Source organism: Paraburkholderia sp. GAS448, assembly GCF_050435685.1.
Taxonomy (GTDB): domain Bacteria; phylum Pseudomonadota; class Gammaproteobacteria; order Burkholderiales; family Burkholderiaceae; genus Paraburkholderia.
On the sequence record NZ_JBNDKT010000026.1, the window covers coordinates 1 to 24,846 of the forward strand.

A 24,846-nucleotide genomic window follows, 5' to 3' on the forward strand; every position below is an offset into this window, starting at 1 on the left:
GGCTTCAGGCCCGCGCGTTCGAGCACGGCGCGGATCACCGTTGCGCCCAGCTCGGGCGCTGCGATCTTCGCAAGCGACCCGCCGAATTTGCCGACGCCAGTACGCGCGGCCGATACGATTACTACGTCCGTCATGTCTATTCCCTACATGAATATGAAACAGATGGCGTTGGGCATCGAAGGATTCGTCATGGCACTCGAAGGGAAAAAGAACCTGCAGGCACCAGTTGGTTGCCCGCGACTCTTGTCCCTGGCATTCCCGGGTATCGCCCTCACCCATGACGCCTGAACGAGTGACGACGATCAATGGGCTGAGCTTCGCGACAGGCGGACCGGCCCCGAATCTGTTCGGGGGCCGGTCCATGAATAGAGCGGGTCGCTTCGCTCAGCGCCGTGACAACCGCTCAGCTTGCGATGACTACTTCGCAGCGCGCGACACTTGCGCCGCGGCCTGCTGGCCAGCCTTCGAAGCAGCGGCAGTCGTAGCGGCAAAGTTGCCTTGCGCCGCTTCGATCGCCTGCGTGGCCGCCTTGCGCACCGTTTCATAGGTCAGGCTGGCAGTCGAAAGCGCCGACTTCAGTGCTGTGACGGCGGCTTCAGAACCGGCGGGCGCGTTCTTGACGAAATCGTCGACCAGCGTTTGCGCGTTGCGGGTCTGCTGTTCGTATTGCGCCTGCGCAATCTTCAGGCACTCTGCCTGGGTGCCGGACGCAATTTCATACAGGTGACGGCTATACGACAGCACCTTCTCCGCTGCGGGCTGCGCGGCGCTGACCTGGCTCGTGAAGAATGCCCCCGGCGCCTTCCCGGACAGCGCTTCCTGCCAGCCTGCCTCGCTCTCTGCGAGCGCAGACTTCGCTGCCTGCAGATTCAGTTCAACCAGCTTTTGAAAACCTTCAAACGCCTGATTCGTCAACGCGAACAGGGTTGTAACGTTGCCTTGCTGCGCTGATACGAGTTGCTCAGGTGTGAAAACGCTCATTCATGTTCTCCGTTAGTTCAACTCAACACATGCCTGACGGGTGTCAGAGGGATCGAAAACCTGGTGCCTCGGGCTGCGGGACTTGCCTTGCCGGGCGCACGCCGCCGCTTGTGCGACGCACCATTAGAATATTCATTCTAACGTACCGTTTCCAGTATTTGAGATACATTAATCTAGGTAAATACCCTTAGCCAATAAGTACGATGAATGCACCGTCGAACGGCCCGAACGGCTTGCCGTGGGCGCCATGCTCCCTCTTGAGGCAGGTCGGCAGCGTCTCTTATACCGTGATGATGTGAAAGTTTAAAAACACCGATCGTGCCCTCGTAATGACGCGCCACTCGTAAGGTGAACGTCAGTGTTCAGCGTCATGAGTCTTTCGACCGAACCGCGGCATTCGTATCACCCTCGCACTAAGCCCGGTAGCGCAGTGCGTCGACCAGCACAGCCAGGGCCCGTGACGATTCACGACGGTGTGCGTAGTACAGGTGATAACCCGGAAACGTCGGGCACCAGTCTTTCAGCACCGACTTGAGACGTCCCTCGGCGACATAGGGCTGCGCCAGCTCCGCCGGTAGATACGCGAGGCCGCAACCGTCCAGTGCCGCATCGAGCATCTGGGTCGTTGCGTTGAACACCAACTGGCCTTCGACACGAACCTTCAATTCGTCACCGCCCTTCGCGAACTCCCACGCATAAAGGCCACCGTACGTCGGTAGCCGCAGATTGATGCAGTTGTGGTCAGTCAGATCCCGAGGCGTCCTTATCCGCGATCGTTTCGCGAAGTAGGACGGCGCGCCGACGACGGCCATGCGCATGTCCGGCGCAATGCGTACGGCAATCATGTCTTTCGCCACCTGATCGCCCAGACGTACGCCGACGTCATACCGCTCTGCAACGATGTCGCTGAGCCCATAGTCGATGATCACCTCGACCTTGATGTCCGGGTAGTCGGGCAGAAGCTGTGCGAGCTTCGGCCAGAGTATGGAGCGTGCCGCGTGTTCGTCGGCCGTGATGCGAATCGTGCCGGCAGGCCTGTCGCGAAGCTCGCTGAGCGCCGCAAGCTCTTCGTCGATCTCCTCGAACCGTGGTCCCACGGTTGCGAGCAGCCGCTCGCCGGCGACGGTCGGAGAAACGCTGCGCGTCGTCCGGGTCAGCAGGCGAAGTCCCAATCTCGATTCGAGTCCGCGAATCGTGTGACTGAGTGCCGATTGCGATACGCCGAGTTGCGCGGCTGCGCGCGTGAAGCTGCGTTCACGTGCGACCGCGAGGACGGCAAGAAGGTCGTTAAGGTTTTCGCGTGCCATTGATGAATCCAGTTCATATGTGCATGCCGATTCTACCGTCTAGTTGCCCGCATCTGCAGCCGGTAAATTCGGCGCTTCAAGTATTCGAACCGGCATGCGCGCCTCGCGTCCCTGCAACGGAGCGCAACTCCGGAGCTGAACTGGAGATCACTTCATGGCTAATGAAACCACCGCAGCCCGCGAGGCGTTCGGCGACCTCGCACCAGCACTCGCGGATTACACCGACCAGGTCCTGTTCGGCGACGTCTGGCAGCGTCCAGGCCTGAGCCCGCGCGACCGCAGCCTGATTACCGTCGCGAGCCTCGTCGCCCTTTACCGGACCAACGAGCTTCCGTTTCACTTCAGAAAAGCACGCGAGAACGGCGTCACCGCGGATGAGTTGATCGAACTGATCACCCACCTCGCCTTCTACTCGGGCTGGCCGACTGCGAATACGGCGCTGACGATTGCCCGGACCGTGATCAAGGACAGCGGCGCCTGACCCCTGAACCCACTTTTTCCAGCAACCTGAGACCCAGGCGGCGCATCTACAGAGCAGACGAAATGGACTATCGATTCCTCGGGCGCAGCGCCCTTAAAGTGTCTCCCTTGTGCCTCGGAGCGATGATGTTCGGTGGAGAGACCGACGAGTCGACCTCGAAGCGCATCATCGACAAGGCGTTCGACCAGGGCATCAATTTCATCGACACGGCTGATGTCTATCACGCCGGGCGTTCCGAGGAAATCGTGGGACGCGCCGTTGGGGAGCGCCGCGACAGCTGGGTGATCGCCACGAAGTTCGGTTATCCCACCACTCAGGGGCCGAACGAGCAGGGTCAGTCGCGCAAGTGGATCATCCAGTCGGTCGAGGCAAGCCTGAAGCGGCTCGGTACCGACTACATCGACATCCTTTACTTTCATCGCGCGCTCGCCGATGCGCCGCTGGAAGAAGGCGTGCGCGCCATTGCCGACCTGATCCGTCAGGGCAAGATCCGCTACTTCGGCGTGTCCAATTTCCGCGGCTGGCGCATCGCCGAGATCGCACGGCTCGCCGATCAGCTCGGAATCGACCGGCCAGTCGCAAGCGAGCCGCTTTACAACATCGTCGACCGCACCGCGGAGGTCGAGCAGCTGCCGGCGGCGGCCCACTATGGTGTCGGCGTGGTCTCGTATAGTCCGCTCGCGCGTGGCGTGCTCAGCGGCAAATATGCCGTCGATGCGCCACCGCCGTCCGACTCGCGCGCAGGCCGCGGCGACAGGCGGATCCAGCAGACCGAATGGCGGCCGGAGTCACTCAGGATCGCACAAACGATCGCGGCTCATGCGGAGCGGCGCGGCACGACTTCGATCGCCTTCGCGCTCGCCTGGGTGCTCAACAACCGGCTCGTCAGCGCGGCCATCGCGGGTCCGCGAACCGAAGCACAGTGGGACAGCTATGTCGAGGCGCTGAAGCTGCAGCTCGGACCGGACGACGAGCAACTGGTCGACAGCCTCGTTACGCCGGGTCATGCTTCGACGCCGGGCTATACCGATCCTGGATACCCCGTCGAAGGGCGACGCACCGCTTGATACCCTTCGGAGCAAGGATCGCCAGCATGGATCTGCGCAGACCGCATTCGCCTGTGCCCCCTGCCCGCTCAGTAAGTTCCACGCACGTTGCGGCACGCCCTGGCGGGTCCGTACGTAGTCGGGCTTTCACGCCCTCGCTAGGCAGTCTTCAGCACGACCCTGAAGCGCGCGGCGCCACTCATCATGCGCTCGTAGGCTTCGGCTGCACGAGCGAGCGGAAACTCCTCGATCATCGGCTTGATGCCGGTCAGCGCGCTGAAGGCCAGCGTGTCCTGGGAATCCGCTGACGTACCCGATGGCCAGCCCTGTACCGAATTCCGTCCCATGATGAACTGCGCGATCGGGACTTCGACAGGCTCCTCGGACAGTCCAACCATGATCAGCTTGCCGTTCAAACCAAGACCTCCGACTGCAGCGCTCATCGCCTTGCCGCTGGTCACGGTCGCAAGAATGACACGCGCTCCGCCGAGCGCCTGCAGTGCCTTGGCAACGTTTTCCGCCTTGCTGTCGATGTAATGGTGTGCACCGAGTTGCTTCGCGAGCGCCGCCTTGTCCTGCCCGCGGGCAATCGCCACCGTGCGAAAACCCATCTTCTGCGCGTATTGCACACCGAGATGGCCCAGACCGCCGATTCCGAGAATCGCGACCACATCTCCAGCGCGCGCGCCACTGTTGCGCAATGCATTGAAAGTGGTAATGCCCGCACAAAGCAACGGGGCTGCGTCGACATCGGACAGATCGTCCGGAACGCGCGCCAATGCCTCGACCGGCGCCACCATGTATTCGGCGTAACCGCCGTCGTAGCTGATGCCGGGCACGAGCGCGCGCTGACACAGAACGAAGTCGCCCTGGCGGCAATGCTCGCACCGTCCGCAATGTCCGCCGTGCCAGCCTACGCCGACGCGCTGCCCTTTCTGCCATCCTTCGACGCCCGCGCCGACGGTATCGATGACACCGGCAATCTCATGCCCCGGAACCCGTGGATATTGCAGGCCTGGCCACAGGCCATCTTTCGTCAGCACGTCACTGTGACAGATGCCGCAGGCCTGAATCCTGATGAGCACGTGTCCTTCGCCGGGCTCTGGCACTTCCCGTTCGACAAGTTCCAGAGGACCACCAGCCTGAGTCACCTGTACTGCTTTCATCGTCCGCATCGCTTTCTTCCCTTGAAAGACGCGAACGCGGGTTGACCGACCCCGTTCGCAGGTTCGCCGCCAACGCCATCAACCGGTCAAGCGCTCAGCTTACGCCATGTTCGATGGGATGTTCGGCGAGCGAGGCCGATTCCGGGTCGTCGTGCGCGGGCATTCAGTTCCCGCCGTGCCGCGCCGATGAGGCATTCGCCGCCGCCCGCAGTTCGGCCAGCAGCGCGTCGCCCCGCCATGATGGACGCACGTCGCATCGCTCGGCTTCGCGCACGAGCGCGCAGAGCCGCTCGTTCACCGGCGCCGTTCGCCCGAGGCGTTGGGCAAGGCACACGACTTCGCCGTTGATCCAGTCGATTTCCGTGGCGCGTCCCGCCGCCAGATCGTCGGACATCGACGAGCGCGCGAGCGGATCGATTGTCAGCATCGCGCGGCCCAACCGCTCGAACAATGCATCGGGTACGCCGAGAACACGCGGAATCCAGGTGGCCGGAAGCGGCGTCACCCTGGCCGGTCGCACGTTCACCCGCTTCAGAAGCGCCAGCGCCTCCTTCTGGGCCATGGCGAGACAGATCCGGTAGGCGCGTTGCGAGAGTTCCTCCTTCAATGGCCGGTTCGACAGCGCGTTGATCGCATTGTTGAGATTGAGCAGCAGTTTCGCCCACTGTACCGGCAGCATGTCGGCGTGCTGGGTCAGAGGCAGACCCGCTTTCCTGAACTCGTCGACGAACGGCTGCAAGGCCGGCGCATGCCTGATCTCCAGTTCGCCTGCTGATCCCTGATGAAATGCGCCGGGGCCGCATTCGACGACATTGAACGGCACCATGCCCTCCAGCACCGTGTTTTGCGGGAGCGCGGCGCGCAGCACATCCGCGTTGCCGATTCCGTTCTGGAAGCTGACGACGATGGTGCCGGGGCGAAGCACGTTCGCCAGTTCTGCCGCGGCCGTGGGTGTCGCGGCAGACTTGACGGTCACCAGCACGAGATCGGCTGCGGCGGCCGTCGCTCCGTCCGTCGATACGTCGATCCGCTCCGGCGGCACGTGCCAGCGGCGATCGTCGTACTGCGACAGCATGATGCCTTGCCGGCGCAACTGGTCGCCGATGCGCGCACGCCCGACAAAACTGACTTCGCTGCCCCCGGCAAGAAGCCGTCCGCCGATATAGCAGCCGATGGAACCAGCGCCGTAGACACAGATTTTCGCCATACCGTTTCTCAAGTGACCTGATCATTTACATCGGCGCTGCGTCTAACGGGCTGACCTCGCCTGATACGCTCACGCCGTTCGCACCGCGCATCGCAATCATGCGGCGCGTCCTGACCGACACGGCTAGTCTGCATAGCCGGGGTTCCGGCGGTCGAGCCGACGCAGCAGCCCGGGCCACACCAACGCTCCTGGGCTGACACCCCTCGTCACCTGCCCAATCTGCTGTTTGATGCCCTCGAGAATCGGCTGCGCGATGGGAAGCAGCTTTGCGCCGCCCGCCTGGGCACGCACCTGGATCATGCAAGCCGCTTCGAAGAAGTACATCGCGACGAAGGCGTCCGCTGGCGTCGCGCCAACGGTCAGCAGGCCGTGATTGCGCAGCATCAGGTAAGTGTTGCTTCCGAGGTCGTGAACGAGGCGAGGCTTTTCGCCTTCATTGAGTGCGATGCCCTCGTAGTCGTGGTAGCCGAGGGACGCCAGCACGGCCAGAGACTGCTGGGACAGCGGCAGCAGCCCCGCTTCCTGCGCCGACACGGCGACGCCGTTGACCGAGTGGGTGTGCATCACGCAAAGGGCGTCTTCGCGCGCCGCATGCACGGCGCTATGGATCGTGAAGCCGGCCGGATTGACGTCATACGGCGACTCTGAAACCTTGTGGCCGTCGAGATCGACCTTGACCAGCGAGGACGCTGTGATCTCGTCGAACATCATGCCGTAGGGGTTGATCAGGAAATGGTGATCCGGGCCAGGCACGCGCGCCGAGATGTGCGTAAACACGAGGTCATCCCAGCCAAACAGCGCAGTGAGACGGTACGTCGCGGCGAGATTCACTCGCGCTTCCCATTCGGCAGGCGATACATCGTTCTTCAGGCTTACATCAGATGAGGTCATGTCGACGCTCCTTGTTCGATGATTCAGGCTATGGATTAATCCTGGGCTACACGCTGCGCTGGCAAATCCGGTCCGTGCGACGCAACGGGGTGCGTCACGTGCCAACGCAAGCGGGTCGTCGGATGCGTGCCCACATGATGTCCCTAAACCCGCCTAAAATCTGTCCGATACCCGACAGGTCGAAGCGTCCATGGAATCCAGCCTGCACCGCTACCGGTCGCAACTCGAAACGACTCCGTGGTTCCGAGGCCTGCCCGTCGAGTTGCGCGACTATCTGATCAGCCATGCCAGCCTGCTCCGGTTGGAAAAAGGCCACTTCCTGTATCGACGCGGCGAACAGTCGTCTGGCCTGTACGCCGTGCTGGGCGGTGCAGTGGCTATCGGCACAGTCGGGGTGGATGGGAAGGAGGCGTTGCTCGCGGTGCTCGGGCCGACTGCATGGGTGGGGGAAATCTCGCTGTTCGATGGGCTGCCACGTCCGCACGACGCCACCGCGATCAGCAGGACGCTTTTGCTGCACGTACCCGAGACCGCGCTCCACAGCCTGCTCGACTCCACGCCGCACTATTGGCGCGATTTTGCGTTGTTGATGGCGCAAAGACTTCGGGTTTCGTTCGAGTTCACCGAAGCGATGGCACTGTTGCCCGCGGCGCAGCGCGTGGCCAACCGTCTGTTGATGATCGCGGGAGGTTATGGCGGGCTTAACGCCACGCAGAGCCGGATAAGGCTCTCGCAAGACAGTCTCGCTTCAATGGTGTCCCTGTCGCGACAGACCACGAATCAGTTGCTCAAGAACCTCGAGAGTCAACGCATATTGAGCCTGAAGTTCGGGGAGATCGTCATTCTGGATTTCGACCGGTTGCGCGCGGCCAGTCTCGGCGATTCAGATCCGTGACGGTCCCGACGCGTCGCCATGTCGTCGTGAGCGCGCCGCCTGGGATGTTTTCGCCACAGGCGGCATGCCCCCTCGACGCCCGGGAAATATTCGATGAAGTCAGTCCGGAGAATCCATTCCCGATTGTTGATAGTTCTGGATTCCAACCTTGTCGATCAACTCCAGATTCGTTTCGAGCCAGTCGATGTGCTCTTCCGTGTCGTCGAGAATATGGGTGAGAATCTCGCGCGAGACGAAATCCTGGACAGATTCGCAGTAGGCAATGGCTTCCTTGCAGGTCTTCTGCGACATCTGTTCAAGCTTCAGATCGCACTCAAGGATCTCCTTCGTTTCCTCGCCGATCAGCAACTTGTGCAGGTCCTGGAGGTTGGGCAGTCCGTCGAGCACGAAGATACGTTCGATCAGCAGATCAGCGTGCTTCATCTCGCCGATCGATTCGTCATATTCGTGCTTGCCGAGCTTTTCCAGTCCCCAGTGGTCGTACATTCGCGCATGCAGGAAATACTGGTTGATCGCAGTCAGTTCGTTCTTGAGCTGGGCGTTCAGATATTCGAGGACCTTTTTGTCTCCTTGCATATCGCCTCCTTGACCGGATTCGAGGAAACCTCACAGCGAGCCCGGGGGCGCTCATCAAACACGCGGCTCCAGCCCGTGGCAGCCACGGCTCGACCCTCCATGCGACACGTGCCCGTGACCTGTCAGTCCAGCATAGCGCATCGACCGGCTGATGCAAAAAATGAGAAGTGGATTCGTTACGGATGAGGCCACGCGACGCGGGCTGCGGTGTCGCCGCTGCGGCGCGCGGCGAATCGTCCTCACGTCTATCCGCGACGGTCGGTACGCGTGCCGGGTGCCACGCGCAGCTGCGCGAAAATCAGGTCACCGGCGCCGGGTTGAACAGCGTCAACGCATTGTGAAGCTTGAGTTTCTCGGCGCAGGTTTGCTTGCGTCCGCTCGCCACGTCCAGCATCAGACGAAACAGCTCCCAGCCAATGTCTTCGATGGTGGCCTCGCCCGTCGCGATGGTGCCGGCGTTGACGTCCATCAGATCGTGCCAGCGGCGCGCGAGGTCCGAGCGCGTCGCCACCTTGATGACGGGCACTTCCGCCAGGCTGTACGGCGTGCCGCGCCCCGTAGTGAATACGTGGAGGTTGATGCCGGCTGCCAGTTGCAACGTGCCGCAGATGAAATCGCTTGCCGGCGTCGCCGCGTAGATCAAGCCTTTCTGCCGGACCTTTTCGCCGGGAGACAAAACGCCTGAGATCGCCGAATTGCCCGACTTGATGATCGAACCCATCGCTTTTTCGACGATGTTCGACAGGCCGCCCTTCTTGTTGCCAGGTGTCGTGTTGGCGCTGCGGTCGGCGCCGCCGCGCTTGAGGTAATTGTCGTACCACTGCATCTCGCGGATGATCGCCGCTGCCACGTCCGCGTTGGCGGCGCGCGCCGTCAGCTGATCGACACCATCGCGAACTTCGGTGACTTCGGAGAACATGACCGTCGCCCCCGCGCGCACCAGCAGGTCGGTTGCGAAACCGACGGCGGGATTGGCAGTCAACCCGGAGAAGGCATCGCTGCCGCCGCATTGCACACCGATCACGAGATCCGATGCCGGGCAGGTTTCACGACGCCGATTGTTGAGCCGCTTCAGATGACCTTCAGCAGTCTTCATGATCGAGTTGATCATCGACTGGAAGCCCACGTGATCCTGATCCTGCAGGACGACGACATCTCCGTTCAGATCCGCGTCGAGGTCGCCGACGTCTGCGACGTCATCGTCCATCGAGTTGACGATGGGGATCGTGCCAGGAGGCATCAGGCGCTCGGGCTGCAGTTTCTCGCAGCCCAGGCTGACCATCATCACCTCGCCGCCGAAATTCGGATTCAGGCTGATGTTGCGCACGGTGCGAATTGGGATCATCGCGTCGGGGGCATCGATTGCGACGCCACAGCCGTAGGTGTGCCCCAGCCCGACCACGTCGTCGACGTTCGGATAGTGCGGCAACAGTTCGGCCTTGATACGCTTGACCGCGTGCTCGACCACGTCTGCCACGCATTGCACCGTGGTGGTAATCGCGAGGATGTTGCGCGAGCCCACCGAGCCGTCCGCGTTGCGGTAGCCCTCGAAGGTATAGCCCTCGAGCGGCGGCATGGGCGGCGGCTGGATGGTCGCGATCGGCAGATCTTCGAGCCCGGGCGGACTGGGCATGCGAATCACGTGCTCGTTGACCCAACTGCCCTTCGGCAGCGCCTTCAGCGCATAACCGATGATCACGTTGTAGCGCACGACTTCGTCGCCTTCGGCGAGGTCCACCAGCGCGACCTTGTGCCCTTGCGGCACGCGCTCGCGCAGCGCGAGGCCATCGGCAAATACCGCGCCCTCTCCCAGACCGCCATCATTGACGACAATTGCAACGTTGTCGTTGGGGTGAACGCGGATGTAAAGCGGAGACTGTTCCATTGCATCGATCCTTTTAGCGCATCGGCGCCTGCACGCCATGCTAATTCATACGTCATCCTACAACATCCGTCTGGCAAACCATTTTCGTGTTTACCCTATACCCTCCATTATTACGCGAATCATGGTTGATAGGCGCATCGTCTTGTTGTACGATGACGTATAAGAACTACACGTAACCAAACTTGTTGCCCTGGACACTCAATCATGACGACACCGCAAGAACTCAAGCAGATCGTTTCCGAAGGCCTTCTCTCCTTTCCCGTCACCGACTTCGATGAAAAGGGCGACTTCCGCGCCGACACCTATGCCGAGCGGCTTGAATGGCTTGCGCCGTACGGCGCCTCCGCGCTGTTCGTCGCAGGCGGCACGGGCGAGTTCTTCTCGCTTACGCACAGCGACTATTCGAACGTCGTGCGCACTGCGACTGAAGTGTGCAAGGGCAAGGTGCCGATCCTCGCTGGCGCGGGCGGCCCGACCCGCGTCGCGATCGCCTTCGCTCAGGAAGCCGAGCGCAGCGGCGCAAACGGCATCCTGCTGATGCCCCACTATCTCACCGAAGCAAGCCAGGAAGGCATCGCCGCGCACGCCGAAGAGGTTTGCAAGTCGGTGCCGAAGATGGGCGTGATCATCTACAACCGTGCTAACTCGAAGCTCAACGCCGATATGCTCGAACGCCTGGCCGATCGCTGCCCGAACCTGATCGGCTTCAAGGACGGGGTGGGCGAGATCGAGAACATGGTGACGATCCGTCGCCGCCTTGGCGAGCGCTTCTCGTACCTCGGCGGCCTGCCGACGGCAGAGGTCTACGCCGCGGCCTATAAGGCGCTTGGCGTTCCGGTGTATTCGTCGGCGGTGTTCAACTTCATCCCGAAGACCGCGATGGATTTCTACCGCGCGATTGCAGCCAACGACCACGAAACGACGGGCAAGCTGATCGACGAATTCTTCCTGCCCTATCTGGCCATCCGCAATCGTCGCGCGGGCTACGCGGTCAGTATCGTGAAGGCGGGCGCGAAGCTGGTCGGTCACAGCGCAGGTCCGGTGCGCGCACCCTTGACCGACCTGACCGAAGACGAAATGAGCCAACTCGACGCACTCATCAAGAAGCTGGGCGCCCAGTAAGTACAGCCAGACGCACCAGCCTGCCTGCGCGCGCCTAAGCGCGCCTGAGCGCGCCCGCATCATGGTGACCTGAAACGCCCGGAACGGAAACGTTGCCGGGCGTTGGTTCGTACAGGCCGTCTGCCACAACGACATCGAAGCTCGGGAGCATTTCTCCCATGTCCGGATTTCAGGAAATCATCATGGAAACGAGCCAAACGGCGAACCCGGCCGACATCGCGAAGCGCACGAAAGTCCGCTATACGATCCTGCTGTTGATCTTTGTCATTACGACGTTCAATTACGCGGACCGGGCAACCCTGTCTGTCACCGGGTCCGCCATGCGCGGCGAGTTCGGCCTCGATGCTATCAAGATGGGTTACATCTTCTCTGCATTCAGCTGGGCCTATGTACTCTCCCAGTTGCCGGCCGGATGGCTGCTTGACCGTTTCGGTGCGCGTCGCGTCTACGCCGCGAGCATTTTTCTCTGGTCCCTGTTCACACTGTTGCAAAGCTCGATCGGTTTGTTGGGCAGCGCTGCCGCCGCGGTCACGGCATTGTTCGTACTACGCTTCGCGATGGGTGCAGCCGAATCTCCTGCGTTCCCCGCCAACGCCAAAGTCGTCGCGAGCTGGTTCCCAACCTCCGAGCGTGGCACGGCGTCCGCCGTTTTCAACTCGGCCCAATACTTCGCGGCAGTGGTATTTACGCCGCTGATGGCCTGGCTCACGCACGCATTCGGCTGGCACGAGGTCTATCTGGTGATGGGTGCTGGCGGCCTGGTGCTCGCGCTCACCTGGCTGAAGGTGATGAAACATCCCGCGGATCACCCGCGGGTCAACCGCGCTGAACTCGACTATATCGAGCAGGGCGGCGGCGTCGAGAATGGGCAGAAAAAAGCCGCGCCCGGCGTAGGTGCACATAACAGCGGCTGGGCGCTCGTGCGCCGCTTGCTGAGCAACCGGATGCTGCTCGGCGTGTACCTTGCCCAGTATTGCATCAACGTCCTGACCTACTTCTTCCTGACCTGGTTTCCGATTTATCTCGTTCAGGCTCGCGGGATGACAATCCTGCAGGCAGGTCTCGTCGCGTCGCTGCCCGCCATCTGCGGCTTTTCCGGGGGCGTGCTCGGCGGCATCCTGTCGGACTCGCTCATCCGTCGTGGGCATTCGCTCACGGTTGCGCGCAAGGTGCCGATTGTCGGCGGCATGCTGTTGTCCGTGTGCATCATCGGCTGCAACTACGTCACCGCAGACTGGATCGTCGTTGCGCTCATGTCGCTTGCGTTCTTCGGTAAAGGCGTGGGGGCACTGGGCTGGGCGGTTGTCGCCGATACGTCGCCGAAAGAAGCGATCGGTCTGTCGGGCTCGATCTTCAACATGTTCGGCAATATCGCCGGGATCGTGACGCCGATCGTGATCGGCTACCTCGTCGCAAAAACCGGATCGTTCAATGGCGCGCTGGTTTTCGTCGGACTCAATGCGTTGCTCACCGTGTTCAGTTACCTCGTGATCGTGAAGGACATCAAGCGGGTCGAACTGCGTCCGGCGTAGGCTGCGAGCGTCGCTGGCGCATGCCCTCGAAAGATCCAGGATGAGGCCGGAGATCCCGCCATTCCCCACCCAGGCGCAGTATGATCAGTCATCGGACGACGGTATAATAAAAAACACGAAGTACAGCAACTATTTGATTTGAGGAGCGTTTTCGATGGCAACACCTGTGGTTTCCACCTCACCGCCACGACGCGCCCGCAACCTGGCCGAGTTTGTCGTCAACTACGTCACCGAGCAGATTGCGGCCAACGTCCTGAAACCCGGCGACAAGCTACCGACCGAGTCGCAACTGATGGTCACGCTGAGCGTGAGTCGCACCGTCATCCGCGAAGCGATTTCGCGCCTGCAGGCGGGCAAGGTCATCGAGACGCGGCACGGCATCGGCAGCTTCGTACTGGAGCCGCCGCGTGAAAAGCTCGGTATCGAGATGGTGCCGGCGACAACCTTGCAGGATGTTCTGTCCGTCCTCGAGTTGCGCATCAGCCTGGAAACGGAATGCGCAGGTCTCGCCGCCCAACGTGCTCAACCGGAAGATATCGCGCGTATGCGCGCAGCGCTCGACGCGATCGAAGCCACACGCCGTAACGGCCGCGACAGCGTCGAAGCCGATCTCCAGTTTCACACCTCCCTCGCGCGCGCGACGGGCAACCGGTATTTTGTCGACATCCTCACGCAGATTGGCAGTGCGCTGATTCCGCGCAAGCGTCTCGACTCAGCCGGCATCGCCCACGCGGACCCCGACGCCTACCTTACGCTGGTGAATCTCGAGCACGAAAGCATCCTTGAAGCGATCACCCGGCGCGATGCAGAAGGCGCGCGCGCGGCAATGCGCATGCACCTGTCGAACAGCCGTGAGCGCCTGCGGCGTGCCAACGAAGCCGCCGAAGCGAACACCTGACGACTGACTGTTGACGAAGTGATAAAGGAAATGGCCGGGAATCCCGGCCATTTTTGTTCGCTCAACGACACTGAGCTACGACACCGAGCTACGACGCTCAGCTGCGTGTGATTTCCCCATCCACGCGGCGCCACAACTCCAGAGGGTTGCTGTCGGCCAACGCCTCGGGCAACAGGTCAGCCGGGAAATCCTGATAACACACCGGGCGCAGGAAGCGCTCAATCGACGTCGTCCCGACTGAGGTCACCCGGCTATCGGACGTGGCGGGGAACGGACCGCCATGCACCATCGCGTGCGAAACCTCGACACCCGTCGGAAAACCGTTGATCAGAATGCGTCCAGCTTTGCGCTCAAGAACTGGAACCAGCTTGCGTGCGGCAGGCAGATCGTCGCCGCTCATCTGCAACGTGGCGGTGAGCTGGCCGGCAAAATGCTCAGCCACCTCCAGCAGTTCCTGTTCATTCTTGCAGCGCACGATCGTCGACGCAGGGCCAAAAACTTCATCTTCCAGCGCCGGGGTCGAAAGGAAGGTCCGGGCATCGGTGACAAACAGCGCAGCGCGCGCCTGTGTCGGTCCGGTCGGCGCGGCGCCGTGAGCAACAGCTTCTACCCCTTGGGTACCAGCCAGCTTGCCCTCCCCGTCCTCATACGCCGCGTGAATGCCGGCGGTGAGCATGGTTTGCGCCGGCCTGGCGGCCAATGCCGCAGACGCTGCCGCAACGAAATCGTTGAGCGCGTCGCCATCGACGGCAATCGCGAGCCCCGGATTGGTACAGAACTGCCCCGCGCCGAGCACGAGCGAGTCGACAAAACCGCGCGCGATGGCCTCTGCACGAGCTGCAAGCGCGCCCGGCAGGAGGAACACTGGATTGATGCTGCTCATTTCGGCATACACCGGAATCGGCTCATGGCGGGCGGCGGCGACCCGCATCAGCGAGGTACCGCCCGCGCGCGAGCCCGTGAAGCCGACTGCCTTGATCGCCGGGTGTGCAACCAGCGCCTCACCAACCGAGCTTCCCGCTCCCACGATCATCGAAAACACGCCTTCAGGCAAATCCATCGCCTGCGCAACGCGCTGGATGACCCTGCCCACCATCTCCGAGGTTCCGAGGTGAGCGCGATGCGCCTTCACCACCACCGGGCAGCCCGCTGCGAGCGCCGCAGCGGTATCGCCGCCGGCCACCGAAAAGGCGAGCGGGAAATTGCTTGCGCCAAACACGGCAACCGGGCCCAACGGAATCTTTTGCATCCGCAGGTCGGAGCGCGGCAACGGCTTGCGCTCTGGCAACGGCGAATCGAGTGTCGCGGCGAGCCACTGACCGGTACGCACGACTTCTGCAAACAGCTTGAGCTGGCCCGTCGTGCGACCGCGCTCACCTTCGAGACGCGCCTTCGGCAGGCCCGACTCTTCGTGCGCACGCTGGATCAAACCGTCACCGAGCGCCGTGATGCCGTCTGCAATGCGTTCCAGAAACTCGGCGCGCGTCGCAAGCGGCAGTTGCCGGTACGGGTCGAACGCCTTCGCGGCCAGTTCGCAGGCCTCGTGCACGTTCGCAACCGTTCCGCTGCCGAATACGGGCTCAGCGATGTCGGATCCCCTAGCGGGATTGAAAGCGCGCAAAGGCTTTTCGTTGCCGCGCACCGCCTGACGGCCAATCAGCATTTCGCCGGTAATAGACATTCTGCGTTTCCTTGATGACTACGATTGATATCAGTCATCCTATAACAACGGAGGCCCAAAGTGCAAGGTGCCCATCATTGCGCCTTCAAACTGCGGGACCAGCACCTGAACCATGCTGGACACAAACCTTAAACATGATGTATGACGACTTATAACATTAGCCCCACAAACGCGGGAGGTCGCTCCTCCCGGTCAACGCCAGTTGGAAAAAGCAAACGGCCCGCGTGGGTCGACTTCCTTGTGCCGGCGCGCCGGGCACCTGCGCATATCAAGCGCCTGGTTATCCTGACGCAGGCGATCAACTTCCCGACGATTGCTTACTTGATTGCCGGACTTGCTACCCCAAAGTGCTGCAGCGGCGTCCGATCGCTGCCTTTGGCCAGCACGCACACGACAACAGCCGCAATGAGGTCGAACACCGCCAGGACGACAAACAGCGGGCTGTAGCCAACCTGCGTGACCAGCACGCCGAACAGTGCGGTGAATGCCGCCGCGCCCAGGTAGCCCGCCATGCCGCCCATCCCTGTGGCTGTGGCAACTTCGTTCTTGCCGAACATGTCGGAAGTGATGGCGTACAGCGCCCCCGACAAGGTCTGGTGCGCGAAGCCGCCGATGCACAGCAGCGCAATGGCCACGTAAGGGCTGGCCACCAGCCCAACGGACGCCGGCGCGATCATGCAGAGGGCACCAAAGACGAAAACCATCTTGCGCGACGTGAACAACGAGACCTTAGCGTACTTGTGAAAAAACGGGCTGAGGTAGCCCCCGAGCACGCAGCCGATGTCCGCAGCCAGAAACGGCATCCAGGCGAACAGCGCGACTTCCTTAAGATTCATGTGCCGCTCCGTCATCATGTAGAGCGGAATCCAGGCATTGAAAGTCTGCCAGGCCGGCTCGGAAAGAATCCGCGGGATGCCGATCGCCCAGAAATCGCGACTGCCGAGCATTTCAGTCCACTTGCGTTTGGCGACACTGCTATCGTTGAACTGCGCTTCCTGCCCGCTAAGGATGTAGTCCCGTTCGACGTCGCTCAGCAGCTTCTGGTGACGGGGGTGCTTGTACAACAGCATCCACACGGCGCTCCACGCGAGCCCCAGCCCGCCGACGATCAGGAAGGCCCATTGCCATTGCCCATGCAGCAAGGCCCAGACAACCAGCGGCGGCGCGAGCAATGCGCCGACGGAAGAGCCGATATTGAACCAGCCAATCGCCACCGAGCGCTCTTTGGCCGGGAACCACTCGGTCGTCGCCTTGACGCCGGCGGGTATCCCGGCCGCTTCGGCGATACCGAGAAGCCCGCGGAAGAACGCAAGGCTTCGCCAGCCCGTGGCCCATGCTGCCGCTGCGCAGGCCAAAGACCACGCCACGGCGAAGGCCGCAAAGCCGAGCTTGGTACCGATAGCGTCGAGCAGGTAGCCGGCGACCGGTTGCATGAACGCATAACACAACTGCCATGCGACAACGATATGCGAGTACTGCAATGTGCTGATGTCAAGGTCTTTCATCAGCGTGGGCGCGGCCACGGACAGCGTGTTCCGTGCGAGGTAATTGATGATCAGCCCGGCCGCGACGAGGCTCACCATCCACCAGCGTATACCTTTAACTTTCACTGCTTTGTCTCCTCAAAATCTGTACTGAATCAAACCGGCTTGCTGGCTTGAGCGGTCGAAGCGTCGGCGTCGGTGTCGGCACGCGAGTAATCGATGCCGACGAAGCTGCCGCCTTGAAAGCGTTGGCCCAAAGCATCGAGCGGGTTAGGCTGCGCGAGCACCTCCGCTGCATATTCCTCGGCGTCCTGAGTCGGCTGGTAAGCGAGACGCTTGGCGCCGCGGTTATCCCACCAGCTGCGCTTGTTGGCAGAGACACCCCAAACGACCATGAAGCCGACGTCGGTGGCCTCGATACAGCGGTCGATGAAATGCAGCAGATCGCCGTGTCCGAACCAGGTGCTCAGGTGCCTCGGCTCGGTCGGTCGCTCAATGCAACTGCCGATGCGCACGCAAATGGTCTCGATGCCGTGCTTGTCCCAATACATGCGCGCCAGTGATTCGCCCCAGACTTTGCTCAAGCCGTAAAAACCGTCGGGACGCAACTCGCAGTCGAGACTGAGGTGCTCGGTGACCGGGTACATGCCGATTGCGTGATTCGAGCTGGCGAACACCACACGCCGTACGCCGTGCCGCCGCGCACCTTCGTAAACCTCGACCAGAGCACGCAGGTTGTTGTCGATGATCTCGGGGAGCGGACGCTCCACGCTTGTGCCCGCGAAGTGGATCAGCACGTCCACCCCCTCCAGCAGGCGATCGACGACGCCGCGCTCGCGCAGGTCGCCGTGCATCAGATCCTCTCCCTCCACCAGGGGAGCCAGAGGGCGGGAGCCCCCGGCCGAGCGCAACGGGACGCCACGTGCGAGCAATGCGGTACGCACTACCGAGCCGAGCTGGCCGCCGGCTCCACTAAGCGCAATCTTCATTACAAGGTTCCTTTACGACATTGCGGGCGATTTAGCCGTCGTCCGGCCCGGCGCGAGGCCGCTGACATCGGCCCGCAGACAAACCTGATACCGGCCGACTAAAAGCGGCGCGTCAGCGCTGGTTTAGCCCGGTACGGGGGCATTGAGGATCGGGCTGACTGGAAGTGACTGACGGGTGCGATCTCCGTCGCCGCCCTGACCGGCAAGTCAATCATACGATGACGTACTATCTTCGATGCGCAGATGAATTACAATTTAGCGTTTACCCTGACCAATTTGAACCGCTTACAGCCGATATTTGGCGAAATCGCGTAAAAACAACGGTCTAACACATACGATGTCATACTATGAAGCCCGCTTGTCCTGTTGATACAACCCCTCTAAAGAGGCGGGACGCGAGGCGTGCGCCTCAAGGCTGAACTTCATAGGGCGGAAATGCGGACAGCCGCGGATCGGCCACCGCCCCGCCAATCGTGAAGTGATACAGGCTTTGCCAGGTGTGATTCTGGACTCCGAGCAGCCCGTGCATTTCGTCATCGAAAAAGCAGCCGATACCCGTAGCACTCAGGCCGGCAGCTTCGGCTTCGAGATAGAGGGCCTGGCCGAGCATGCCGCATTCCCAGAACAGATGGCGATAGCGCCATGGTTGCTTCAAGGCGATCTCGAATCTCGCGAGCATCCCGAGCGCAAAACAGGAGTCGGCGGCGATATCCTGATGGCAGCAGATCAATTTCGCCGCGCCGCGCAGATCGTAAGGCAGCAGCAGATACAGCGGCAGATGGTCTGGTCCGGTTTTCTGCCAAAGCCATTCTGGACGCATTGACTGCCTGAGAGCCGGCAGCGCGCCAGGATCTCTCACAAGCACATACAGGCCCGGCTCCAACCCATCGACGCGGTGCACCAGTAACACCGGATGGACCTCGGCAAGCGACGTCAGCGCATTCCACGGCGGCGTGTCGCTACGAGCCAGCAGACACGCCAGCATGCTGAAAAAGGCCGAGTCGGTGATACGCGTCGTAGCGTCGAAATTCACAGCGCTGCGACGCTGCCTGGCGATCCCCGCAAAGCCAAGGTCAAGGGCTGGCATCGCAGGCAATGGGCGCGGCTCCAGGTGCAGCGAGGTCGGTTCGGGAGTACAGGACTTATACGTGGCGCGTTGGATCGAATCGATATCCGGCCACGTTACGTGTCCGGGGCTTAGCGGGTTCGCGGATCCATGCCACTTCGCCTGATTCAAAGCGGTCCGCATACGCTCAAGGTCAGGCAGTAGTTCAGGGGCGCCTATCCACAGCAGGGCATCCGCTACTTCTGCTTCGCCCGCGAAGAAATCTTCGTCGCGGTTCAATCCGAGCAGGTTGGTCACGACATCGTCCCCAGCGGCCTCTACCAGTCGCGTCTGCCAGCCGAGCGCGGCCGCGGCATAACTCAGCGCGGCGATGACGTGCCCGCAATCATGCTGGCAGTAGCGCCAGGCGCGCATGCCGTATTTCCACGCCTCGCGCCAGTGAATCGAGGTTATGCCGACCAGAACACCACTATCCCGGAACGCCTCATCCCATTGCGGGTCATCGACCGTCGCACGATGTTCGAGCACATGATCCCGGCTCAGGTAGTGGTGGACCCCACCGGGCACACCGGAAAGCGCCGGACATAGAAGATAGCCCTCGGTGGGATGGAGATTTCCGCTCGAAGGGTTGCAGCGCAACGCCCAACGCTGGGCGCCATAGGATTTCCACGCCGACAGACCGAGCGAGAGTTCGAAAAGGATTGCCAGAGTGGAAATATCGAATCTCTGCGCGGGCGGTAGAACACCGCGGCGAAGTTCGTCGTAGCGTGTGGCCAGGCTGTCCGCCGCTAACGGCAAACCAATGCGCGGAGCACCGTCAAAGACGCGGAACGGGTCCGGCTGGGTTGCCCAGTCGAGGCCCATTGGGCCTGGCGCATAGCCGTTGACGCGGTGCTTGCTGCGTTCGTGATATTCAAGCAGAGCACGCGCTAGCCCGTTCATGTTGCGGTGTTCATGCCGAGCCTTAAGCGCCCTCGTAGTCGTTCGGTGTTGCCGACTTCAGGAACTCATGTCCATCCCATGTCAGCCGCCAGTCGCTACCCATGGAACGCACGAGATGTGCGTCGGCCAGCAGGTTCAACTGGTACCACACACCTTTGTTCGAAACATCGAACGCATCCTTGAGCGCTGCCTCTATGTCGAATTCGCTAAGATGCGGCGATCTGTTTTGCTCGAGCGTTTTCAATATCGCGAGCGCCAGATTCATATCCCGTTTCATAATCAGCTCCTGTTCCGGGTACGATTACACTCCCCGCGATAACGCCACGGGGGCAACGTCTGTGCAAACGTCTCTGCAAGCATTCCGGGATGCGGGTCCCTGACAGGCTGATCTTACGCATGGCCGCCAGTTCCAGCGTGTCCCAGGGCAGGCCTCGCTGCTTTTGCCTCTTCATGTAGTGTCTGACTTCTGCGTCTTGTTCCGGAAGCAAGAGTAGACCGCGAAAGGTGCTTCGAGGGTTATCGTACTGCTCCGGATTTGTCACACCTCAGTGTAGTCCTGTTGTAGTCAGAGGGCTTCGACTATCGCTAGTCCTCAGCAATGGCAGCACCTGCCCGTTATCCGTGGCGGACATCACGACGACCTCGACCGATTTCGCTTTGCCGACGGTCGCGTCGTATCCGATTCTCATCGGGCCTGGCGATGCGGTCGCGTTGCCAATCAGGTTCGCGCCGACCTCCTTTGGGACAAAATCGGCGACGATCAAAGTCTTCAGTGACGATCCGGCAAGCCCGGGTCAGGTCTCGGTACGGGGCCAGGCGCCGTCGGGGAAGATCGCGGTGACGGGTTCCACCCATTTCGGGCGGGTACGGGCCTGCTGTGTCGACGAACGTATGATCGCCATCTGTAACACAGGCGACTGCAAACTGGATGTGTCGAGCGTGGCGTTCCGCCGCAAGAGCCGGCACTGGAAGCTGGTCAACAATCCGTTCCCGGCAACGCTGCACCCGGGTTCGTGCCTGAATGTGGTGATCCGGTACAAGGCCACGGAAAAGTTCGCGCGATCCTGTGATCTGCTCATCCATTCCGATGACCCGGCGATGCCAACCCTATGCCTCGAACTGTTGGCGAGCACGGTCTGGCCAGAGGTATGTTGCGACGACTCCCGCGCCGAGCCATGCAAGCGGAGGTGCCGCGAGCCGTCTTGTTGCACGCGCTGTTGTGATGACCACGACTGTGGATGCGACGACGCAGATGACGAGGACGATGAGTGAGACAGGCCCACCCGCCCGGCCACACAGTGCCGGATGGAATCGTTCTGGAATACACGTCCTTTATTTCGCTCCCAGCCGAATTTACGCAAGTTTCAGGAGCTTGCCGGTATTGTCGCTGGCTCTTGATCTCACAGCCTCGTGGCGGCGAAAACGAATAGGGATCACCGGTTGTCAGGAGGAACACCCTGTTTTTTCCGCCTGATGACCGTATTTTTGCAAAGCATTTATGTCGAGGCGTCTACTCTCTGAACTGTCGTAACCAACCGCAGCGGTTTAGCCGCATCCCATGGCTCTCACTCAATCACTCGAGCTCTTCGATCCCGGGCGCCACCGCGCACGGCCGAGCTCCCGCAACAAAGTCATCCCTTTCCCTTCGCCTCGCGTGCTGTTGCCGGTGACCCTTCTTCGCGAGTCGGCGGATCGATCACGTGCGCAACTCTGGGCGCTATTGCACTCTCCCCTCGGCGTCTACGTCGCAAGCACGGAGGTCGTTCGCGACGAAATTCGCGTGCAGTTGAACATCGCGCCCGACGACCTCGACTTCACGATGCACACGTTGATCGCGACGCTGCCCCAGGCAATGATTGGGCCGGTGAAGCGACGCAATGCCAGCAACGAGGCGCGCTAGTCATGTATTCAGGTGTCTGGTTGCCGATCGTCACGCCGTTTCGCAGCGGCGAGGTTGACATCGACGCGCTACAGCGTCTGGCAGATTACTATCTGCGAACCGAAATCAGTGGTTTCGTCGCATTGGGCACCACGGGCGAAGCCGCGTTGTTGTCAGAGACAGAGCGCATCACGGTGCTGCAGGCACTCAACGATGTCGTCGGCGGCCGCCTGCCAGTGCTGGTCGGCATCGGCGGTCCGGACACGCGTCAGGTCGTGCGCGAGATCCAGCGCTACGAGCATTGGGATTGCGCTGGCTACCTCGTATCCGCGCCTTCGTATGTCTGCCCGGATCAAGCGGGCATAAAGTGGCACTTCGATCAGGTCGCGCTGGCAACCGAACGGTCAATTGTGCTGTACGACGTGCCCCATCGGACCGGTGTGGCGATCGCGCCGGACACGGTCGCGCGATTGCTCGAGCATGAGAACATCGTGGCGATCAAGGAATGCGTCAAGGATCACTTCGGCAAACTACGCGGCCTGCCGATCAGTGTGCTCTGTGGCGCCGACGAAGCTTTTGTCGATTCCCTGGGCGCCGGCGCATCAGGCGGCATTCTGGCAAGCGCGCATGTCTGCCCCGATCTCCTTGTCGAAGTGCACGAACTTGCGCGGGCAGGTTTCGGTGCCCAGGCTCGCATTCTGTTCGACGCAATGCTCCCGATGTTGAGGCTATTGTTTGCTGCGCCAAATCCGGCTGCGATCAAAGCGATGCTGGCATTCGATCATCCCATGGCCGACGAGACACGCATGCCGATTGCGCCCGCTTCGGCACTACTCGTCGAGCGTTTGCACAAGGCTCGCCAGCAACTGCAGGACCTGCGCACTGAGTTTGCCGGGGCGACGGGTTAGCTCGACGTGCGCCAACCACCTCCGGGGTAGTGGGTCATTTGCCCCAACGGAATTCTGACGCGTCGCCGGATCGTGATACGCTCGACTCGTAAGTCGTCAGGGAGAGCGCAACATGGCAGCCTGCGAATTCTGTACGGACCTTCCTGGTCGCCCTTCGGCAACAGACCTGCGCCAGGGGTTCGCCCTGCTGGGCGTCGGTGAACTCTGCGGCGTACCGGCGGTTGAGCACTACAGGTGTGTCGCCTGTGGGGCCTCGTTTTCGCGCATTCTCGTTGGGGATACGGATGATCGCATCTGGCGATCACTCGATTGCCATAGCACCGAAAACGCCTGACCGGGAACGCTCCCTGCCCTATCTCTGCGCCTCCCCAACGCTCTGCTCCAGTCCGCGCTTCACCTTCGCCACATCGATCCCGCCGGAGCCCGGCGTGTCGGCAAGCGGCATATACGGTGCAGGCGTATGCAGCAGGTAGGCTTGCGTTTCGTCGATCACGATCCGGTCGCTTGGGTCGTACCCCATGCCCTCCAGCTGGCGCGTCAACTCCGCACGCTCCGCATAACTTAGCTTTTGCCACCAGAACGAACGACACGCGTGCGCGTAAGCCGCATCGGAAAAATATTGCCAGTGTCCCAGTTCGTGACTGAGTATCGCCGCCCTGACCGGCATATCGATCACCTCCCCGCCGGGCGCCTTTCCAAGCCCCGGAATCGTGATCAGAAAGTCCCGCGTGCTCACGGCTTGCCAGCTTCCTGTTTCCTCGCGTATCAGCCTCCAGCGAACAAGGATCGAGCGCAGCGCGTTCTCGCCGTTCGTCAGCGCCACGTGCTGCTGGCGGGCCACCTCGAAGAAGTGGGCGAGCTCTGCCGCGCTGAAGTTATTGCCCGCCGTCAGGCCCGCGGGATCGGTGCCAAAGCGTCGAGCATGCGCCGCAATCGCCGCCATCGTCACGACACGATCGCGCGGCATGTCCCTGCGCTCGAGCAGCGCAACGACGCGCGAAAACATCGCTCCCTGTACAGCTAGACTCGGCGCATGCATCACATGCAGACCAGGCCGGTCCGTGATCGTGAAGAGCCGCAAGGCAGGGCCATCGGGCAGCGACGCGTCGAGCTGGGCCAGCGGTATGCGCACCTCGTCGACACGCTGTGCCCATTGTTCCTCACGCGTCCCGGATGCCGGCGGCGCGACGCCGCCGGCGAGCGCCGCCCCGATGCAAAGGGCCAGCGCAATCGCCCCGCTTGCGAGGCGTGCGCGTCGTGCGTCTGACGGTTTCATCGGCCGCCGCCCGCCACGCGGCCGTCAGTCCACCACGGTCACGATGGTCACGCGGCGATTCTCCGGCGCCGTCGGATTGCGCGGGTTCAGTGGCTCGGTCGAGCCCTTGCCTACCGAACTCAGGCGCTCGGACGCAATACCGTCCTTCTGCGTGAGGTATTCGACAACGGCTGCGGCACGATCTTCCGAAAGCTTCATATTGGCGTCGGCAGAGCCGCGCGGGTCGGCGTGTCCTTCAACGCGAAACTTGTACGACGAAAGCTTCTCCGACTGCAAGGCAACCGCGACCTTGTCGAGCGCGGCGCGCGCCGTGTCGGTCAGCGTCGACGAATTGGTGTTGAAGGTGATCAGTATTTGCGCAGACGGCCTTTTTGCCGGGGCAGGCGCCGGCGCGCCCGGGTTCTTGTTCGACAGCACGAAGCCGCGCGTGACGATGTTGTCGCCCGTGTCTGCCGGCGTCAGCGCATTGGTGATGGATTGCGGGTTGATATCCTGCTCTTTCATCACCGGTCCGGCCGCATAAGCGATACGTCCGAAGGCAACGAAGCACAGCGCCGCAATGAACATGCCGCGCGGCGCGTGCGCACGGAAGGCGGAATGGATCAGGCCTGACATGTCGGGATCTCCCAATGAT

At 61.7% G+C, this 24,846-nt stretch carries 24 protein-coding genes and 1 pseudogene; 10 read left to right on the plus strand and 15 right to left on the minus strand.

The annotated features are described in order from the left end of the window. Window positions 1–134, minus strand: a pseudogene (locus tag P3T23_RS33525) (acetyl-CoA C-acetyltransferase); the annotation flags it as partial. Between P3T23_RS33525 and P3T23_RS33530 the strand changes: the two are divergent. Beyond that, on the plus strand, window positions 133–288 hold the full coding sequence (locus P3T23_RS33530) for a hypothetical protein (protein WP_429320365.1): 156 nt from the start codon (window positions 133–135) through the stop codon (window positions 286–288). The pseudogene P3T23_RS33525 and the gene P3T23_RS33530 sit on opposite strands and share 2 nt — an antisense overlap. A gap of 129 nt (window positions 289–417) precedes the next feature. On the opposite strand, the gene P3T23_RS33535 is transcribed toward P3T23_RS33530, so the two are convergent. Together P3T23_RS33535 and P3T23_RS33540 are read right to left on the minus strand one after the other, a co-directional pair. After that, a complete protein-coding gene (locus P3T23_RS33535; RefSeq protein ID WP_429320366.1) occupies window positions 418–981 on the minus strand; it encodes a phasin family protein in 564 nt (187 codons plus the stop codon). A gap of 413 nt (window positions 982–1,394) precedes the next feature. Continuing rightward, window positions 1,395–2,288 carry a LysR family transcriptional regulator gene (locus P3T23_RS33540; RefSeq protein ID WP_429320367.1) on the minus strand — a complete coding sequence of 298 codons (894 nt, stop codon included), beginning with the start codon at window positions 2,286–2,288 and terminating at the stop codon, window positions 1,395–1,397. Between the two features lie 154 nt (window positions 2,289–2,442). Between P3T23_RS33540 and P3T23_RS33545 the strand changes: the two genes are divergently transcribed. Both P3T23_RS33545 and P3T23_RS33550 read left to right on the plus strand, forming a co-directional pair. After that, entirely contained in the window at window positions 2,443–2,769 is a 327-nt protein-coding gene (locus P3T23_RS33545; RefSeq protein WP_429320368.1) for a carboxymuconolactone decarboxylase family protein, read from the plus strand. A gap of 62 nt (window positions 2,770–2,831) precedes the next feature. Then, window positions 2,832–3,836 (plus strand): aldo/keto reductase, encoded by a 1,005-nt coding sequence (locus P3T23_RS33550; RefSeq protein ID WP_429320369.1) that lies wholly within the window; start codon window positions 2,832–2,834, stop codon window positions 3,834–3,836. A gap of 137 nt (window positions 3,837–3,973) precedes the next feature. Here P3T23_RS33550 and P3T23_RS33555 read toward each other — a convergent pair whose 3' ends face one another. The 3 genes from P3T23_RS33555 to P3T23_RS33565 all read right to left on the minus strand — a co-directional run bounded on the left by P3T23_RS33555 (window position 3,974) and on the right by P3T23_RS33565 (window position 7,079). After that, window positions 3,974–4,990, minus strand: coding sequence for an alcohol dehydrogenase (locus tag P3T23_RS33555; protein ID WP_429320370.1), 1,017 nt, complete (start codon window positions 4,988–4,990; stop codon window positions 3,974–3,976). A 154-nt stretch (window positions 4,991–5,144) separates the two neighbouring features. Then, the gene (locus tag P3T23_RS33560; protein ID WP_429320371.1) at window positions 5,145–6,188 is read right to left on the minus strand and encodes a 2-dehydropantoate 2-reductase; all 1,044 of its coding nucleotides are present in this window, start codon (window positions 6,186–6,188) and stop codon (window positions 5,145–5,147) included. 123 nt (window positions 6,189–6,311) lie between these two features. Beyond that, window positions 6,312–7,079, minus strand: a complete 768-nt coding sequence (locus tag P3T23_RS33565) for a class II aldolase/adducin family protein (RefSeq protein WP_429320372.1) — start codon at window positions 7,077–7,079, stop codon at window positions 6,312–6,314. 190 nt (window positions 7,080–7,269) lie between these two features. Between P3T23_RS33565 and P3T23_RS33570 the strand changes: the two genes are divergently transcribed. After that, window positions 7,270–7,974, plus strand: coding sequence for a Crp/Fnr family transcriptional regulator (locus tag P3T23_RS33570; protein WP_429320373.1), 705 nt, complete (start codon window positions 7,270–7,272; stop codon window positions 7,972–7,974). 99 nt (window positions 7,975–8,073) lie between these two features. Here the strand turns inward: P3T23_RS33570 and bfr are convergent, their stop codons facing one another. Both bfr and garD read right to left on the minus strand, forming a co-directional pair. After that, window positions 8,074–8,550, minus strand: coding sequence for a bacterioferritin (gene bfr, locus P3T23_RS33575; RefSeq protein WP_429320374.1), 477 nt, complete (start codon window positions 8,548–8,550; stop codon window positions 8,074–8,076). A gap of 298 nt (window positions 8,551–8,848) precedes the next feature. Further along, window positions 8,849–10,435: a galactarate dehydratase gene (gene garD, locus P3T23_RS33580; RefSeq protein ID WP_429320375.1), complete on the minus strand. Its 1,587-nt coding sequence runs from the start codon at window positions 10,433–10,435 to the stop codon at window positions 8,849–8,851. Between the two features lie 204 nt (window positions 10,436–10,639). Between garD and kdgD the strand changes: the two genes are divergently transcribed. The 3 genes from kdgD to P3T23_RS33595 all read left to right on the plus strand — a co-directional run bounded on the left by kdgD (window position 10,640) and on the right by P3T23_RS33595 (window position 13,987). Next, window positions 10,640–11,557, plus strand: coding sequence for a 5-dehydro-4-deoxyglucarate dehydratase (kdgD, locus tag P3T23_RS33585; RefSeq protein WP_429320376.1), 918 nt, complete (start codon window positions 10,640–10,642; stop codon window positions 11,555–11,557). Window positions 11,558–11,739: 182 nt separating this feature from the next. Continuing rightward, the gene (locus tag P3T23_RS33590; protein ID WP_429320377.1) at window positions 11,740–13,089 is read left to right on the plus strand and encodes an MFS transporter; all 1,350 of its coding nucleotides are present in this window, start codon (window positions 11,740–11,742) and stop codon (window positions 13,087–13,089) included. Between the two features lie 154 nt (window positions 13,090–13,243). After that, on the plus strand, window positions 13,244–13,987 hold the full coding sequence (locus P3T23_RS33595) for a FadR/GntR family transcriptional regulator (protein ID WP_429320378.1): 744 nt from the start codon (window positions 13,244–13,246) through the stop codon (window positions 13,985–13,987). A 97-nt stretch (window positions 13,988–14,084) separates the two neighbouring features. Here P3T23_RS33595 and P3T23_RS33600 read toward each other — a convergent pair whose 3' ends face one another. From P3T23_RS33600 to P3T23_RS33620, 5 genes are all read right to left on the minus strand, one after another. Then, window positions 14,085–15,668 (minus strand): aldehyde dehydrogenase (NADP(+)), encoded by a 1,584-nt coding sequence (locus P3T23_RS33600; RefSeq protein ID WP_429320379.1) that lies wholly within the window; start codon window positions 15,666–15,668, stop codon window positions 14,085–14,087. 317 nt (window positions 15,669–15,985) lie between these two features. Beyond that, window positions 15,986–17,278: an MFS transporter gene (locus tag P3T23_RS33605; RefSeq protein WP_429320380.1), complete on the minus strand. Its 1,293-nt coding sequence runs from the start codon at window positions 17,276–17,278 to the stop codon at window positions 15,986–15,988. Between the two features lie 29 nt (window positions 17,279–17,307). After that, complete coding sequence (locus tag P3T23_RS33610; protein ID WP_429320381.1) at window positions 17,308–18,141, minus strand: NAD-dependent epimerase/dehydratase family protein; 834 nt, start codon at window positions 18,139–18,141, stop codon at window positions 17,308–17,310. Between the two features lie 409 nt (window positions 18,142–18,550). Beyond that, complete coding sequence (locus tag P3T23_RS33615; protein WP_429320382.1) at window positions 18,551–20,149, minus strand: SagB/ThcOx family dehydrogenase; 1,599 nt, start codon at window positions 20,147–20,149, stop codon at window positions 18,551–18,553. A gap of 22 nt (window positions 20,150–20,171) precedes the next feature. Continuing rightward, window positions 20,172–20,426, minus strand: coding sequence for a hypothetical protein (locus P3T23_RS33620; protein ID WP_429320383.1), 255 nt, complete (start codon window positions 20,424–20,426; stop codon window positions 20,172–20,174). A 227-nt stretch (window positions 20,427–20,653) separates the two neighbouring features. On the opposite strand from P3T23_RS33620, the gene P3T23_RS33625 reads away from it, so the two are divergent. The 3 genes from P3T23_RS33625 to P3T23_RS33635 all read left to right on the plus strand — a co-directional run bounded on the left by P3T23_RS33625 (window position 20,654) and on the right by P3T23_RS33635 (window position 22,936). Next, window positions 20,654–21,421 carry a choice-of-anchor D domain-containing protein gene (locus P3T23_RS33625; RefSeq protein ID WP_429320384.1) on the plus strand — a complete coding sequence of 256 codons (768 nt, stop codon included), beginning with the start codon at window positions 20,654–20,656 and terminating at the stop codon, window positions 21,419–21,421. A 286-nt stretch (window positions 21,422–21,707) separates the two neighbouring features. Then, window positions 21,708–22,049 carry a hypothetical protein gene (locus P3T23_RS33630; protein ID WP_429320385.1) on the plus strand — a complete coding sequence of 114 codons (342 nt, stop codon included), beginning with the start codon at window positions 21,708–21,710 and terminating at the stop codon, window positions 22,047–22,049. Between the two features lie 2 nt (window positions 22,050–22,051). Continuing rightward, a complete protein-coding gene (locus P3T23_RS33635; RefSeq protein WP_429320386.1) occupies window positions 22,052–22,936 on the plus strand; it encodes a 4-hydroxy-tetrahydrodipicolinate synthase family protein in 885 nt (294 codons plus the stop codon). A 352-nt stretch (window positions 22,937–23,288) separates the two neighbouring features. Here P3T23_RS33635 and P3T23_RS33640 read toward each other — a convergent pair whose 3' ends face one another. Further along, window positions 23,289–24,212, minus strand: coding sequence for a hypothetical protein (locus tag P3T23_RS33640; protein ID WP_429320387.1), 924 nt, complete (start codon window positions 24,210–24,212; stop codon window positions 23,289–23,291). Between the two features lie 24 nt (window positions 24,213–24,236). Then, a complete protein-coding gene (locus P3T23_RS33645) occupies window positions 24,237–24,827 on the minus strand; it encodes an OmpA family protein (RefSeq protein WP_429320388.1) in 591 nt (196 codons plus the stop codon). Between the last annotated feature and the right edge of the window lie 19 nt (window positions 24,828–24,846).